Source organism: Pseudonocardia sp. ICBG1142 (assembly GCF_020496255.1).
GTDB lineage: Bacteria > Actinomycetota > Actinomycetes > Mycobacteriales > Pseudonocardiaceae > Pseudonocardia.
Genome location: NZ_JAHLJC010000034.1, coordinates 70235 through 84332, shown reverse-complemented (window position 1 = coordinate 84332; position 14098 = coordinate 70235). Strand labels below are relative to the sequence as shown.

Sequence of the window (14098 nt, the reverse complement as noted above, 5' to 3'; positions counted from 1 at the left end):
TGTTACGCGGCCTTGCTGGCTGTTCGTGGACGGCCAACCAGGTCGCGGTGTCGCCGGCGTGGTCTGTGAAGGCTCCCGCCGCCGGCGAGGTAGTGCGGTGTGAAGGGGTGTTACTTGTGGCCCTTCACGGTGTCGCCGGCGGCGCCGGTCTGGACGCAGGTGTCGGACTGGTCGGTGACCGAGTCCCCGGAGGTGGCGTTGGCCTCGCCGAGGATCCCCAGCGCGGCGGTGAGGCCGTTCGCGGCGGCGGCGTCCTCGATGGGGACCTGCAGGCCGATCAGGTTGACGGGGATGTTGTTGTTGCAGGCCTGGATCGGCACGTTGATGTTGTTGCCGTTGAGGCCGGCGATCAGGCCTTCGGCGCTCTTGTCGATCCCGTGGTCACCGTGGTCGCCTCGGTCGCTGCTGGTGTGGGCCATCGCCACCGGCGAGAGCGCCATCAGCGATGCCGCTGAGGCGGCCACGACGATCCCGGTCTTCTTCCACATCACGCATGTCCTCCAGATAGTGCTGATACTCGAATACGAGGGGGAGCCCGTACCAGCTGCAACGAGAGGGTTCAGGTCGGGAAACTGCAGGTCAAAGACTGTCACCCGGTCGCCGCGCGTCGACGGCGTAGCGGTTACGCAGTGTCGCCGCAAACGGTGTGTGCCCGCAGTGTGGGTGACGACGGAAGGTCGTCAGCGCTGAGGGGGTGTCACGCATCGTGTGGTGCTGGTGGTGGGGCCGGGCTGGTCGGTGGAGGGGGCTCGGCCGACCCGGCCCCGGGTGGTGGTCGCGGTCGGCGTGTGCTCCCCAGCACGCCGGATGGTGCGACCATGTGAGATCCCGAGATCCGAATGCTGCTTCTACAGGTTCGAGTGCTACTTCCGAGTGCTGCTTCGAACGCCATCCAGTGTGGCCTATAGCACTCTGTAGAGGAAGGGTTCGTTAGGGGTGGTGGCCAGGGCCCCGGCAAAGTCGCTAGATGATCTTGTAGGTGGTCAGTGGTCGATGGGGGTCGCGGGCGTGGTGGCGGAGTGCTGCGGCGATGTTGCTGACGCCGTGCAGGCGTAGCGCGGTGATCGCGAGGTTCCGCAACGCCGACATGACCTGCGGGGCGTGACCGGTGTGGGCGGTGGCGCGGTCTTCGTCGAAGCAGACATCACGGACCCAGTGCAGGCGATTCTCGATCGACCAGTGCCCACGGATCCAGCGGGCGAGCAGTCCTGGATCGGCGTCGGTGCTGGTCAGGCTGGTGATCGCGTAGGCGGTCTCGGTTCTCCACTTCCCGCCAGGCCGCAGTGGGCGACGCCGGCGCACCAGCTTGATCGCCTGGGATGCGTGGGGGAAGAACTCTGCGCCCAGGTCGGGACAGGGGTGCAGGCTGACCACGCTGATCGTGCGGGTCTCGACGCGGCCGTGCCCACGCCCGCGTTGACGATCAGCGACGCCGATCTGGGTCCAGGGCAGCGCCCGTACCCGTGCCAGCAGCGTGGGCTGGTTCGCTTTGATCGTCATCAGGTAGTGCCCGCCGCGGCGGTGTAGGTAGTCGGCGTGGGCTCGCTGGGTGTGCAGAGCGTCCGCGGTGACCAGTACATCGTCGAGGTCGAGGGGGTCGAGCAGCGCGGTGAACGCGGTGATCTCGCTGCCCTTCTCTGCGACCTGAACCTGGCCGAGCACGCCACCGCTGGTCTGGTCGAGCACCGACACCAGATGCGGGAGCCAGACCCTGCCGTCGGCGGCACGGACGCGGGCGCCGCGCAGGGTCTTGCCGTCCAAGGCCAGCACGCGACGCTGTTCTCGCCGGGGTGTGCCCTCCGCCGCCGGCTGGGCGCTGAGCTGGGGCAACACCCAGGACTGCAACGCCGCCTCCAGCGCCGAGGCGTCGACCCGTTGCAGGACCCGGCGGATGGTCGACTCGTGCGGAGCGACCGCGCCCACCCCGAGCACGTCCAGCACGGCGCGGCCGACGTCATGGGCGTACTCGGCGATCGCGGTGAACGACCGGGCCCCCGCCAACACCGCGCACGCCCCCAGTAGCAACACCGCGAGGACACCGTGGCGGACACCGCGTGGTTTCCGCGGGTCCGGCACTCGCGACAGGGCCTCCACCAGCGACAACCCCGCCGCCTCACCGACCGGCGCGGCTCTCCCCGCGTCAGGACCGACCTCCAGGCCTTCCAGAGCAGCAACGATCGGAGACACTGACACTGCGGACACAGGCTTCCTGACGTGAGCAAGGATTCGACACCCTCATGATCACGCCAAGCCTGTGTCCGCACCCACCCCCACCCCCCACATCACCGCAGCTCAGGACCCACCCATCACGACTTTGCCGGGGCCCTGGGGTGGTGGCGGGTCAGGGTGATGTCGCCGGTGGGGTCGGTGAGGTCGCTGTAGCCGTCGTGCAGGACGAGGGTCTCGCGGTCGGTTCCGTCGGTGGTGTGGGTGAGGCGGGCGTGGATGGTCTGGGTGAGCCAGTCGGCGATGGGGACGTTCTCGCAGGCGAGGAGGGTGGTCGGGTCGGCGGTGGCGGTGAATACTCCGTCGGTGTGGACCGCCCAGGTGCCGTGGAGGGTGTTGCAGCCGTCGGAGCCGGTCCAGTGGCCGTTGTCGGTGAATTCGACGAATGCCCGCCCAGCGGTGGTGTCGTTGGTGGGGGTCCAGCGGCCGAGCAGGGCCTGCTGGAGGGGGTGTGTCGTCGGCTCGACGGTCGGGATCGGCTCGGTCACCGCTGCTCGTACTGCAGGGTCGGCTACTGCGGGGGTGGCGGGCAGCGGCCCGACGGCGTGGGGGCCGTCGGTGTCGGTGGTGGTGGTGTCGGGGCGGGGCACGTGGACTCCTCCGGGGTGGTGGGGGCGGTGCTGGCCGGGTTCCCAGACCTCGTAGTAGGGCCGCTCGACGGCTCCGGCTCCGGCTCCGGCTCCGGCTCCGTCTGCGGCGGCGGCGGTGCTGGTGGTCATGGCTGCGGCGGTGGTGAGGGTGGCGGCGGCGAGTAGTGCTGCGGCGCCGGCGCGTCGTGCGTGGGAGGTCGTGTGCATGGTTTCAGCAGAACATGGTTACTCGCCGGTAGTGATGGTCCACGGTGAGTGACGGCCCGCTCGGCCGGTATTTCCGGTGGGGCGGGTGGATGGGTGACGGCCCGCCGGGTGGTGATCCGGCCGGGGCAAGGAAGGAACCTTTTTCATCGTGAATCCGCCGAGCAGCGGATTCACGATGAAAAAGGTTCATTGAGGCTTATTCAGGGACGTTCAACAGGCTGCTGCGTTGAGGCGCTGACCTGAGGAAGCACCTCGCTTCATGATCACCCTGAATAAGCCTCATTGTTTGGTGGGTGCGCCGCCGCGGGTGGTGGCGTGTTTGATGCGGAGTCCTGCGAGGAGTTTGGGGTTCCAGTGTCCGTGTGTGAGTAGTTGGTGTTTGGTGAGCCAGGCGACTGCTGTGTGGAGTTGTTTGCGGAGTCGTTCTCGGTCTGCTTTTCCTAGTCCTGCCGGTCCGGCTTTTCCTTTTTCGAGTAGTGCTCCGATGACGGGTGCTAGTGCTCGGCGTTCCTGCAGTGTTGGTGAGCGTCGTGCGAGGACGGCTGTGATTCGTTGTTGGAGTTCGGGTGTGTCTTGTGGGTGGATCATGGTGAGTGGTGTGAGTTTCACCGGGCCGGTGGTCTGGATCTGCATCCAGCCGTTTTTGACGGGTTTGAGTGGTTCTGGTGCGGGTTTCGGCTTGGGTGGCGGCGGGGGCTGGCGCTTGCGTTTGGGGGTGGGGTGTTTCTTCGGTGGGAGTGTCCCTTCGAGTTCTCCGGTGGTGGTGAGGACCAGTATGTGCGCGGGGGTTGTGACGGTTCCGGTTGTGGTCACGTTGTCCAGGTATGCCGACCATGATCGGCATTTTGTGAATGCGGACAGTTCCAGTCCGGCCTGGGTGGCGAGTTGGGGTAGTGCGGCGAGTTCTTCCAGGGGGAGGGAGTGCACGATCTGCATGGGCAGTCGGGGTGTCCCGTCCGGCAGTGTCGCTGTCACGGTGACGCCGGGGGCGGCGTCCGGGATCTCGCTGCTGATGGTGGCTGTTTTGCGGCCGTCGGCCAGACGGGTCAGCGCTCCCCGGCCGAAGATCAGTACCGGTTGAGAGTCGTCGGCGGCGCCGTCGGCAGCGGTGTCGGTGGTGTCGGTGGTCATCGGGGTCCTGCTTTGTGAGCGCTGTGTCCAGCGGTGTCGGTGTCGGTGGTGTCGGTGGGTCGTGGTTCCGGGTCGGTGGTCACCGGAGGTGCGGGCGTCGGGGTGGTGCTGTCGCTGTTGGGGCGTGTGCGTAGTGCTGTTCCGGCGGGTTGGGTGCCGCAGCCGATGTCGCAGAGTTCGGTGGGGCTCCAGCCGGCTGCTCGGGCGGCGCGGTAGGCGTGGGCGTAGGCGGTTTGTGCGTCGCGCCATCGTTGTCGGGCGTTGTCGATTTCTGTGCGGGCGGTGTCGACGGCGGTTGCGAGTTCGGTGAGTGCGGTGATGGGTTGCATGCGTGCGCGGAGGAGTTCGCGTGCTGCTGTGCGTGCGTGGGTCTTGGCTTGTGGTGTTGCTGTTGTCGCCGCGCGCGCGTTCATGCGTGGAGTGTATCGGGTCTGGGGTCTTCTGGTGAGCGCCTAGCGCGGCCCTGGTCGAGGGGCGGGCTCTCTCGTGTGCTGCTCCGTGGGGGTGCTGCTGAGCGCGGATCTGCGCTGCGCGGTGTGCGTGCGCCTGTGGCGCAGCAAGATAGGCATTTTCCTCAGGAAAATGCCGAGCAGGGGTCGCGGAGGTGCTGGGCTGGACGTAGGCTGAGGGGGCGCGCAGGCGAGCCTGTTCGGCTGTGGTGCTGGTTGCTCTCTTTTGCCTCGTGTCCGTGTGTTGGAGGATTCTGTTGCCCCGGGTTCGTCGTGATCATGTTGCTGGCGGGCGTCCGTATTCGGCGAACGTGTCGTTCTCTGAGCGTGAGTGGGCGTCGATTTCTGCTGCTGCGGCGCGTTCTGCGATGGCTCCGGGAGCGTGGGTTGGCGTGGCAGCGACCCGGGTTGCTCAGGAGGAGCGTCCTAGTGGGCAGCTTGCGGCGGGTGTGGGTGCGTCAGGTCGGATGCAGGTGTTGATGGGCTTCCGGGCGGAGCTCATGGAGGACCGGCGGGTGCTGCGTAACGTTGGAGGAAATCTCAACGATGTCGCGCGGATTGCGAATACTGACGGGACGTTGGGGCCGATGGTGGAGCGGGTCCTGGAGCGGGTGGTGCGCGCGGTTGCTCGGATCGATTGCACGGTCGAGGGTGTCGATGCGTTGGTGGGGCAAGCGCGGTCGGAGGTTGTGGGTCGGCGGCGGTCGGTGTGATCGCGAAGATCAGTCGTGGGTGGCGGCCGGGTGGGCTTGTCGCTTATTTGATGGGTCCGGGCCGAGCTAATGAGCACACGAGGCAGCGGGTGGTGGCGTCGTGGGACGGGCGTCCGGAGGCGCATCAGCCGCCGCAGTGTGCGGATGGTTTGTTCGATATTGCGGGGCTTGTGGAGGGGTTGAGCGATCCTGCGGTGGCGGCGGGGGTGTCGTTGACGTCGCCGGCGAAGGGGGAGAGGCGTCCGAAGCAGGGCCCGGTGTGGCATTGCTCGTTGCGCTGTGCGCCCGAGGACCCGGAGCTGTCGGATGAGCAGTGGGCGCAGGTCGTCGAGGATTTGATGGACCGGACTGGGATCGCGCGGCGTGGCGATCCGGACGGGTGCAGGTGGGTCGCGATCCGTCACGCTGACGATCACGTTCATGTTGCGGCGGTGTTAGTGCGCACGGAGTCGGGCCGTCGGATGCATCCGTATCGGGATTATCAGCGGGCTCGGGAGACATGCCACGCGGCGGAGGCTCGGTTTGGTCTGATGGCGACGGCTGCGTCGGATCTGACGGCGGTGAGCGCCCCGAAGTATGGGGAGTTGGAGAAAGCGAAACGTGTTGCCAGTCCGCTCGTCTCGGCTGCTTCGGTGAGTGTGGGTAGTCGGGAGACGCCGCGGGAGTGGTTGCGGCGGCAGGTGCGGGCAGCAGCAGTGCAGGCCCGGGACGCGGAGGCGTTCGTGTCGGTGTTGGCGGATCGGGGGGTGATGGTGCGGCCTCGTTACGCGGTGGCGGGGGATCGGGGGAGTGGCCTGGTGGGGTATGCGGTCGCGGTTCCGCATGATGTGAATGGGGTGGGGGAGCCGGTGTGGTTTTCGGGGCGGCGGTTGGCGGCGGATCTGTCGTTGCCGAACCTGCGGGCGCGGTGGGCGTCAGCGGAGCCGGTCGTGTCGGTCGAGCCGGCCGGGGTGCGGCGGTATCGGTCGCGGGCCTCGCGTGCGGAGCGTGCGGCGGCGGTGGAGAGCGCGGTGTCGGCGATGGGCCAGGCGAGCGCAGCGCTGAGGGAGGCGGTGTCTGGGGCCGGTGGGGTTCCCGGCGCCGCTGTTCCTGAGGGTGCTGATTGTGGCGGTGATGGCCTTGGTGGTGATGGGGTCGTGCATGCGGTGGGGGACATGCTGGCTGCGGTCGAGACGGTCACCGCCGGCCAGCCGGTGGCTCGGCAGGTCGGTGGTCGGGCGGGGGCCGATCTGGATCGGGCGGTCCGGGTGCCGTATCGGGTGCTGCCGGTGCGGTGGTCCCCGGCGGCGGAGGCGCTGCGGTCGGCGGCGTGGCGGCTGGCCGCGGCGGGCCCGTTGGGCCGTGATGGGGGGGAGGGCGCGGCCCGGTTGATCGCCGCGGTGGCGGCAGTAGTGGCGGAGGTTGCGGCGTTGCGGGAGGCCCAGCAGCGCCCGGCGCAGGCCGCGGCGGCGCGGCGGAGCTGTGCGGCGTTGACCACCGTCCCGGCTGCGGTTGTGTCGCCGGCGGTGGGGGCGTTGCCCGGTGCCGGGTTCCCGGTGGCGGTGCAGGAGCGTCGTCCAGAGTCGGTGCAGCCGGTGCCGGTGCGGGGGTCCCCGGCTCGCGGGCACCGTCCGAGCCCGGGACGGGGCCCCGGGCTCGGACGATAGCGCCGGTTGGCGCGGTTGCGGCGTTGACCGGCGGGTTTACGGTTCGAGGCGGGCGTCGTGGATGAGGTCGGTGGCGTAGTCCTCCCGTCGGATGCGCTGGTCTTGATAGAGCAGGGCGGTGGCGCCGATGCCGTAGCTGCAGCTGATCGCGAACACCGCGGCCAGGACAGCACCGACGCCGAGGATCGCGATCCAGAGTGGTCCGGCGAATCCGATCGCGATGGCGGCGGCGAGGGCGGGCAGGGTGATCAGGGTGGTTGTGATCAGGAGGATCACGCTGATCGCGACCAGGACGGCGAAGCAGCGCCACCAGGATCGGTGGACCAGGTCGAGGGAACGGCGCAGCGCGGCCCCGGCGGTGAGTCCTTCGACGACCGCGGCGGCGGGGGCGAAGGCGAGCAGGACCGAGACGTAGATCAGTAGCAGGACTGCGGCCAGGGTCAGGATCCCGGCGAGAGCGCCGATGGTGTCCGAGGCGGCGGGGGTGTCGGTGGTGTCGGGGGTGTTCCAGAACGGGGCTGCGGCGGCGGTCTGGATCGCGGTCGGGATGAGGCCGATCAGGGTGAGGACCGCCCACACCCCGTAGAGGGCCCGTAGGTGGGGGCGTGCTGCCGCCCAGGCCTGGGACAGCGACATGCGGGGGTGTCCGAGGACGGCGGGTCGCAGGGTGGACAGCACCATGGCCGCCGCGGGTGGGGCCAGGATGAAGCAGAGCGCGAGCAGCACGAGGCTGAACAGCAGGTCCTGCGGTGAGGATGCTGCTGCGGCGGTCTGTGCTGCGGTTTCTGCCGCAGCCGGGTCCGTCGCCGCCGCGGCTGCTGCTGCGGCGTCGTCGATGGCGGTGGCCGGGTCGAACAGCAACCACCAGGCCAGCCCGCCACCGACGACCAGGACGAGTGCTTCGAGCAGGGTCGGGACCAGCACCGCTGCGGGGTTCGCCCGGATGAACCGGGCTGCGACACCGGCGATCTGATACCACCGCAACGCCTGCAATGCCATGATCCCCGGCCGCGGCACCGACCTGCCTGGTCCACTCGGCCCTGTCGGGATGTCAGCACTCATTGATTTCCCCCTTTTTTCGTAGCTGTAGTAGAGCGATGACGGCTTCAGTGGTCATCGGCTGCTGGTCGTGACCTACGGATCTGCGGTGGAGTGACGATTCGACGTCTGCCGCAGCATGGGTTGTGTCTTGGAGATGGGTGTTCGCCGCGGGTGGGGCGGACTGTATTTCTGGCGCGAGAGTTATCGAGTATTGTCTTCGGTGATTTTTGAGGGGTCTTCGCCTCGTTGAAGAGCGGCTAGTCGTGCTGCGATGAGTTCGTCGCTTGGGCCGGGTTGCCAGGGTTTCAGCCACATCATCTCGATGGCTCCGGCGCAGAGTGCTGTCGTGCATGCGTAGACGGGAATGAAAGGGAGAGCGATCCTGAATGCGGCACCTGCTCCGGCGGCCGAGAGAAATGTGAGGCCAGCGTAAAGTAGGTACCAGAGGCGCCAGGAGTCCTTCTTGGGAGTCACTGGAGCAAACACCCTGAAAGGGGCGACGATGACGACAAAAAGATAGGCTGATATTGCCGCGCCGACTACTTGAAGGATTGGACTGTGAGGGGGGGGTGGGTCGCTTGCCCACTGGTATCCGAGGCCAGATATGAGCGCTCCGGCGAGCACTGGGAGCCAGCCGACAAATCCGAATGCAAACGCGATGGTGAAACCGATCCAGCGTCCTTTGATGAGGAAGCGGCCTGGCGAGGAGGGTCCGTTGTCGGGCATGGGTGCTAGATGTTGCTGCACTTGGCGATGACACCATCGATGCCGATGATCTTCTGAAGGATCGTGGCGGCTTCCTCGCCCAGCTCGGACACGCTCGGATTCGTGTTGAGCTTCTTGAGTGCCGCCATCAAGGAGCCGTAGACCTTCTTCGCGTCCCGGATGATTTTCACGAGCTTCGCCGCAGGGATTCCGGTGGTGATGATGAACTCGCCCAGTGCGGCGATGCAGGCGGCGACCCCGGCGGGGTTGAGGCGGTCGTGGGCTGTGTTCCGGTGGAGTGCGTCGCGGACGGCGTGTGGATTGTCGCGCTGGTCGGCGGGTAGGGAGGCGAGGGCGCGTTCCAGTTCGGTCGCGATCCGTTCCAGGGCGCGGGCGATCTCTTCGTCGCTGTGGTGGGAAGGGAGCGTAGTGGGAAGAGGTGTCGCCGGTGCGGTGATGGTAGTGGGCGATGACGTGTGCTGTACGGGTGCGGCGGCGAATCCGGTGGTCATGCTCATCGGGATCGCAGCGGCGAGGATGACGGTGATGGTGCGTTGTGCGTACGTCGTCGTGCTCACGCTCCGTAGTACAGCACGATGCGAATTGCCCGATCAAGATCGGATGCGTATCGCGCATGCGTGATCACGAAGCGTGCAATTTCGGGCAAGTATCGCCCGAAATTGCGTGTATGCGCGTTTTCTCCTATTTAGGGGTGTTGTCGTGGGGTGTGGGTGTTCTGTCGTTTTCGTACGAATCGGGCCGATCGCGTCGTAGCGGGTTGTGTCGGGTCGCCGGTGGTTCTGGTGCTGGCCTCGATATCCGTGCTGGTCGCGGTGGTGCTGGGAGTGGCGGTGCTCTCGGCTGCTGGCACCTGGTCCGCGGAGCTCTCTTGTTTCTGCTGGTCAGGAACGCGTTCCGGGTGCTGCCCTTGGGTGGGTGCGGCGTCGTGATCGGTGTCGGGGGCGATGTGCTGGGTCTCGGTGGGGTGGTCGGCGGTGAGGATGGTGTCGATGTAGTCGTCGTCGGCTGCGGTGCCGGCTCCGCGGGACGCGCGCAGGGCTTCGCGGTCGAGGACGTTGGTCGGGTCGAGCCGGTGAATGTCGAACGGTGTCGGCGGCACCTGCTCCCGGTCCGGGGTCTGTTCCTCGGCCGGGGCGGCGTCGGTGTTCTGCCCGTCGGCAGCGTCGTCTCCAGCAGCGTCGTCTCCGGCGGTGGTGTCGTGTCGCCTGCGGAAGGTGATGCTGCGGTCGAGGATGGAGCGCAGGTAGATCGCCGGTGCCCGCGCGGTGCGGACGCGGTGGGTGGGGATCCGGGCGAGTTCGGCGGCCAGATAGCCGGTGGTGGTGTCGTCGCGATGCCAGGCGTGGAGTTGGCGGGCGAGGCCGGGCCAGTGCCGACATCCGGTGACCGCTGCGGTGGTGCCGTCGTCGAGGTGGCGGTGCAGAAGCTGCGCGGCAGCGGGGAGGTCGGTCCCGCGCTGCGGCACCGTCTGCCCGGGGCCGTCGGGCGTGGTGCTCGGCTGCTGCTGTGTGCTGGGGGTCAGGGTGTCGAGGGCGGCGATCAGCGCCGAGCGGGGGCTGCCGGGGTCGAGCCGGTCGGGGTCGATCGCGGCGAGGAGGTCGGCGGGGCGGTAGCCGCGTTCGTCGAAGGCCCGGAGCCGCTGGTGCAGGTCCTCGAGAGTTCCGTCGGCCGAGTCGGCGCTGTCCGAGTCGGCGCTGTCGGTGTGGAGGATTGCGGTGGCGCGGTCGGGGGTGGTCGGGCCAGACGGTGTGCAGGGCGTGGCGGACGTGCTCGGCGAACTGGGTGTCGTCGGGCCGGAGTTGGGTGCGGGCGTGGTCGGCGCGGAGGCAGCCGTAGACGCCGAGGGCGCGGAGTTGGAGCAGGGTGCGGTGCTGGTCGTGGGTGACCTCGTTACGCAGGGCGGTGGCGAGGTCGCGGTCGGGGACGACGACGAACACCGACAGTTCTTTGTCTCCGCGCCGGCCGTGGGCCCACAGTCCCCAGCGGCCCTGGCCGCCGGAGGGGGCGTGGGCGGGGATGGGGCCGATGGTGGTGTGGACGGTCCACCCGAACTGCGGTTCCGGGCTGGTCAGCTCCTCGAACCCGGCCACCGCAGCAGCAGTGCTGTCGGTGGTGGCGGCGTGGTGGAAGGCGGTCTCGTCGGCGGCGGCCATCGCCGCGACCCGCGGGTCGAGATCGGCCGCGTACTGGGCGCCCCGGCGCCGCGCGGCCTGCTGGTCGCTGAACGCCGCCCGGCCTCGGTCGAGGCGGTGCTGGCGCAGGGTGGTCGCGATGGTCAACGCGAGGCGCACCCAGGCCTGGGACTGCTCACGACCGAGCCCGAGGGCCGGGACCTCCCCGATGGGAGTGTTCGTCGCTGTCGTCATCGCTGCGACTGCTCCTTCTCGTCTGCGCCGTCGGTGGCCGCGGCCTCGTCCTGGCCCTCGTCGGGGTCGGGTTCGTCGGGGTGGTGGTCTTGGCCGAGGTAGCCGACGGTGGGGTCACCGGTGCCGGGGGTGCGGTGGCGGCCGCCGGGGCAGGCGGAGAAGGGCCCGTGGTCGCTCATCAGGACTTCGAGGGTGTGGTCGAGGTGGGTGTAGTAGGTGACCAGGGCGGTGCCGGTGCCGGTCTCGGGGTCGGTGGCCTCGACCCAGGCCCGGTAGAGGGCGGCGAAGCGGGCGAGGGCTTCACGGTGACGCCACCAGGAGCGACACCACCGGATCCGCCCCTGGCCCTGAGGCAGTTTCCGCTCGCACCGCTCGGCGATGGTGCACCGCACCCACGGGAGCAGGACTCGTATGTCCGGCTCGGTGTTGCGCTCCTGGGCCGCGCTCGTGTCCTGGGCTGCGGTCGTGTCTGCGGCGGCGCTACTGGTCTGCCCGTCCTCGGTCCTGGTCTCGGTGCTGGGGTCGGCTCCGGTCGGGTCGGTGGACATGGTGCGGGCGGTGGCGGTCAGGGTTTCTTCGAGGAGGTCGAAGGACTCGGCGAGGTCGTCGAGGCGGCTGTCGAGTTCGAGTAGCCGGTGGTGGAGCAGGGTGTTCTGCGCCGCGAGTGCCGTGACCGCCGCCGCCGTTGCCAGCGGGGTCGGAGCCGCGCCGCCGCCGGCGGTGTCGTTGTCGCTGGTCACGGCGACTCCTGGCCGTGGTGCTGCTGGTTGTGGGTGTGGAGGCGGCGGGTGAGGGGGTTGTCGGCGCCGAGGTGTGTGATCGCGGCGTGTCGCACGTCCGCGCTGGCCGCAGCGGCTGCGGCGGTGATGTCGTCGGCGTCGGGTTCGCGGTACCAGGGCAGCAGTTCCAGGACGGTGGGGCGGTGACCGGTGGCGAGGCAGATGGCGTAGCGCTTGTCGAGGGCGGCGATGTCGGCGACCGACATGGCCGGTTTGTCCCTGGTGGTGTGGGAGGTGGAGGTCCCGCCGCGGGAGTGGGTGTGGGTGACGGTGGGGAGTTCGAGGTCGCCGAGGAGAGCGGCCAGGTGGCGGGTGAGGTCGAGGTCGGTGACCCCGGCGCCGATCAGGGTGATGGTGGCGGCGCCCCAGAGTTTGTTCATGCCGGCACTGCCCCAGACGTCGGTGCCTTGGGGGAAGGACTGCAGGAACGTGGCGACCTGGATGCTGTGCGAGCCGAAGTAGGAGTAGAGGGCGGGCAAATTGGCGATCGGGCACACGTTCGCTGCTTCGTCGAGGATCACCCGCACAGGCGGGTCGCAGCGCCCGCCCTGGGCCGCGGCAGCGCGGGCGGCGACGCGCAGGAGGTGGTCGACGAGCGCGGCGATGACCGGCGCGCCGGAGCCGGGCCCGTCCTGGGTGAGTAGATACAGGGTGTCCCGCGGCGGCACGACCTGCCCGTCGGGTTCGGTGTGGCCGACGATGAAGGTCCACGGGTCCAGCTCGGTCACGGTGTCGGGGTCGTCGGGTGGGGTGCGCCAGGTCGTGGGTGGGGTGATGATGCGGGTGACGTGGTCGTTCTCCAGGGCGCCCAGGGTGGTCAGGGCGCCGGCGAAGATCCCGCCGCGGGTCTCGGCGGGTGCTTCGTATTGGGCTTGGAGGCCGTCGGCGACCTCGGTGAAGCCGTGGGCGCGGAGGACCGCGACGGGGGTGGGGTCTTCGGTGGCGGCCCAGCGGCGGACGTCGCGGATCGACACCGGCACCCCCGCCGGGGTGCGGTCGCTGTTGCGGGCGGCGTGGGCGGCGGCCAGGACCAGCGCGGCGAGCAGACGCCGGGAGGATTGGGCGAAGAACTCCCCATTCCCACTCCCAGCGCTGCTGGTGGGGGTGGTGAAGTGGGCGAGCAGGGTGGAGGCGTCGGCGAGGTCGTGCACCGGGGCGAGTGGGTCGAGCCACCAGGTCTGGGCGATACCGGTGAGGTGCTGTGGGTCGGCGACCCACACCCGGGCACCGTCGATCCCGGCGCGCAGGCGGGCGGTGAGGGTGTAGATGTCGTTTTTGTTGCTGGTCGCGATCACCGGGCCGGGCGCGGACAGGATCGCGGGCACGACCAGCGCACTGGTCTTGTTGGAGCGGGGTCCGGCGATGACGAGGATGACGTCTTCCTCGGCGGCATAGACCCGCCGCGCCCGCTCCCGACCCCCGCCCAGGACACCACCCAGGACGCTGCTGCCGGGGCTGCCGCTGCCGGGGATGCGGCCGAGGAGCATGCCGAGGTCGCGCTCGTCCACCCGCCCACGTCGCCGGTCTCGGTGCGGGCCCGGCTCGTTCTGGCCGTGCTGCTGACTGTGCTGCTGGTCGGGGTGCTGCTGGAGGAGGGAGGGGCGGAGTTCGGTGGCGCGCTGGTGGGCGGCGGGTCCGCGCATCCCGGGTAGCGCGTTGCGGGTGAGCGGCGCCGGGGGCCGTTGTGTGCGGGTGGCGGCGCGCAGCCCCCAGGACAGGACACCGGCGACGAGGGCTGCGACGAGGATGACCGCGGTCCCGGCGATGACGGCCCAGAACACTGGCCGGGACCCGGCCGGTCCGATCAGCGGGTCCAGACTGCCCGCCCCGCCGGCGGCGATCAGGGCTTTCGCCGTGGCCGCCCCCCACGGGGGCGCCGCGGCCGGGCCGGCGAGCGTGGCGGCCGACCAGATCAGAGTGACGGTCGAGGTCCCGGCGGTGAGGACACCGAGCAACGCGAGCGGAGCGGCGAACTGCGCCCACGGGATCCCGGGCTGGGGCGGCGTCGACGCGGTCACGGTGTCGTCCCCGCCGCGTCCTGCCCGTTGTCGTCGGGTGGGGTGCGGCTGGTACTGCTGCCCCGGGCCGGTCGGGGGCCATGGCCTGGGGCAGCAGCGCCAGCGTCACCGGAGGGGCGTCCGGTATCGCGGCGGTGATGCTGCCAGCCCCCGGGCTCGTCTGGGGGGTTGCGATGGGGTTCATCACTTTTGCCCGAATCCTCTGG

Annotated in this window: 12 protein-coding genes and 1 pseudogene; 3 read left to right on the top strand and 10 right to left on the bottom strand. The window is 69.3% G+C overall.

Translation table 11 applies throughout. The features are described from left to right. Positions 1-110: 110 nt before the first annotated feature. The 5 genes from KPL59_RS32875 to KPL59_RS32850 all read right to left on the bottom strand — a co-directional run bounded on the left by KPL59_RS32875 (position 111) and on the right by KPL59_RS32850 (position 4567). Positions 111-488 (bottom strand): hypothetical protein, encoded by a 378-nt coding sequence (locus KPL59_RS32875; RefSeq protein ID WP_226363149.1) that lies wholly within the window; start codon positions 486-488, stop codon positions 111-113. Between the two features lie 475 nt (positions 489-963). Further along, the gene (locus KPL59_RS32870; protein WP_226351754.1) at positions 964-2187 is read right to left on the bottom strand and encodes an ISAs1 family transposase; all 1224 of its coding nucleotides are present in this window, start codon (positions 2185-2187) and stop codon (positions 964-966) included. Positions 2188-2306: 119 nt separating this feature from the next. Continuing rightward, entirely contained in the window at positions 2307-3023 is a 717-nt protein-coding gene (locus tag KPL59_RS36290; protein WP_255678273.1) for an META domain-containing protein, read from the bottom strand. A 279-nt stretch (positions 3024-3302) separates the two neighbouring features. Further along, the gene (locus tag KPL59_RS32855; protein ID WP_226363148.1) at positions 3303-4154 is read right to left on the bottom strand and encodes a hypothetical protein; all 852 of its coding nucleotides are present in this window, start codon (positions 4152-4154) and stop codon (positions 3303-3305) included. Beyond that, complete coding sequence (locus tag KPL59_RS32850; protein ID WP_226363147.1) at positions 4151-4567, bottom strand: hypothetical protein; 417 nt, start codon at positions 4565-4567, stop codon at positions 4151-4153. The genes KPL59_RS32855 and KPL59_RS32850 overlap by 4 nt, the downstream gene beginning before the upstream one ends. A 503-nt stretch (positions 4568-5070) precedes the next feature. On the opposite strand from KPL59_RS32850, the gene KPL59_RS32845 reads away from it, so the two are divergent. The 3 genes and pseudogenes from KPL59_RS32845 (at position 5071) to KPL59_RS32835 (ending at position 6962) form a co-directional block, all read left to right on the top strand. Further along, complete coding sequence (locus tag KPL59_RS32845; protein WP_226363146.1) at positions 5071-5316, top strand: hypothetical protein; 246 nt, start codon at positions 5071-5073, stop codon at positions 5314-5316. Between the two features lie 50 nt (positions 5317-5366). Further along, positions 5367-5834 (top strand): annotated as a pseudogene (locus KPL59_RS37965) (relaxase/mobilization nuclease domain-containing protein); the annotation flags it as partial. Positions 5835-6470: 636 nt separating this feature from the next. Further along, positions 6471-6962, top strand: a complete 492-nt coding sequence (locus tag KPL59_RS32835; RefSeq protein ID WP_226363165.1) for a hypothetical protein — start codon at positions 6471-6473, stop codon at positions 6960-6962. Positions 6963-6998: 36 nt separating this feature from the next. On the opposite strand, the gene KPL59_RS32830 is transcribed toward KPL59_RS32835, so the two are convergent. From KPL59_RS32830 to KPL59_RS32810, 5 genes are all read right to left on the bottom strand, one after another. Then, a complete protein-coding gene (locus KPL59_RS32830) occupies positions 6999-7946 on the bottom strand; it encodes a hypothetical protein (RefSeq protein ID WP_226363145.1) in 948 nt (315 codons plus the stop codon). Between the two features lie 788 nt (positions 7947-8734). Beyond that, positions 8735-9286: a hypothetical protein gene (locus KPL59_RS32825; RefSeq protein ID WP_226363144.1), complete on the bottom strand. Its 552-nt coding sequence runs from the start codon at positions 9284-9286 to the stop codon at positions 8735-8737. A 128-nt stretch (positions 9287-9414) separates the two neighbouring features. Continuing rightward, the gene (locus tag KPL59_RS32820; protein ID WP_226363143.1) at positions 9415-10194 is read right to left on the bottom strand and encodes a hypothetical protein; all 780 of its coding nucleotides are present in this window, start codon (positions 10192-10194) and stop codon (positions 9415-9417) included. 897 nt (positions 10195-11091) lie between these two features. Next, on the bottom strand, positions 11092-11835 hold the full coding sequence (locus KPL59_RS32815) for a DUF4913 domain-containing protein (protein WP_308187995.1): 744 nt from the start codon (positions 11833-11835) through the stop codon (positions 11092-11094). Next, entirely contained in the window at positions 11832-13892 is a 2061-nt protein-coding gene (locus tag KPL59_RS32810) for a type IV secretory system conjugative DNA transfer family protein (RefSeq protein ID WP_226363142.1), read from the bottom strand. Before KPL59_RS32810 ends, KPL59_RS32815 begins: the two co-directional genes overlap by 4 nt. Positions 13893-14098 lie beyond the last annotated feature (206 nt).

Coding starts and splice junctions, on each gene's coding strand:
- KPL59_RS32875 (WP_226363149.1), bottom strand. CDS start 488: ATGTGGAAGAAGACCGGGATCGTCGTGGCCGCCTCAGCGGCATCGCTG.
- KPL59_RS36290 (WP_255678273.1), bottom strand. CDS start 3,023: ATGCACACGACCTCCCACGCACGACGCGCCGGCGCCGCAGCACTACTC.
- KPL59_RS32855 (WP_226363148.1), bottom strand. CDS start 4,154: ATGACCACCGACACCACCGACACCGCTGCCGACGGCGCCGCCGACGAC.
- KPL59_RS32850 (WP_226363147.1), bottom strand. CDS start 4,567: ATGAACGCGCGCGCGGCGACAACAGCAACACCACAAGCCAAGACCCAC.
- KPL59_RS32845 (WP_226363146.1), top strand. CDS start 5,071: ATGCAGGTGTTGATGGGCTTCCGGGCGGAGCTCATGGAGGACCGGCGG.
- KPL59_RS32835 (WP_226363165.1), top strand. CDS start 6,471: ATGCTGGCTGCGGTCGAGACGGTCACCGCCGGCCAGCCGGTGGCTCGG.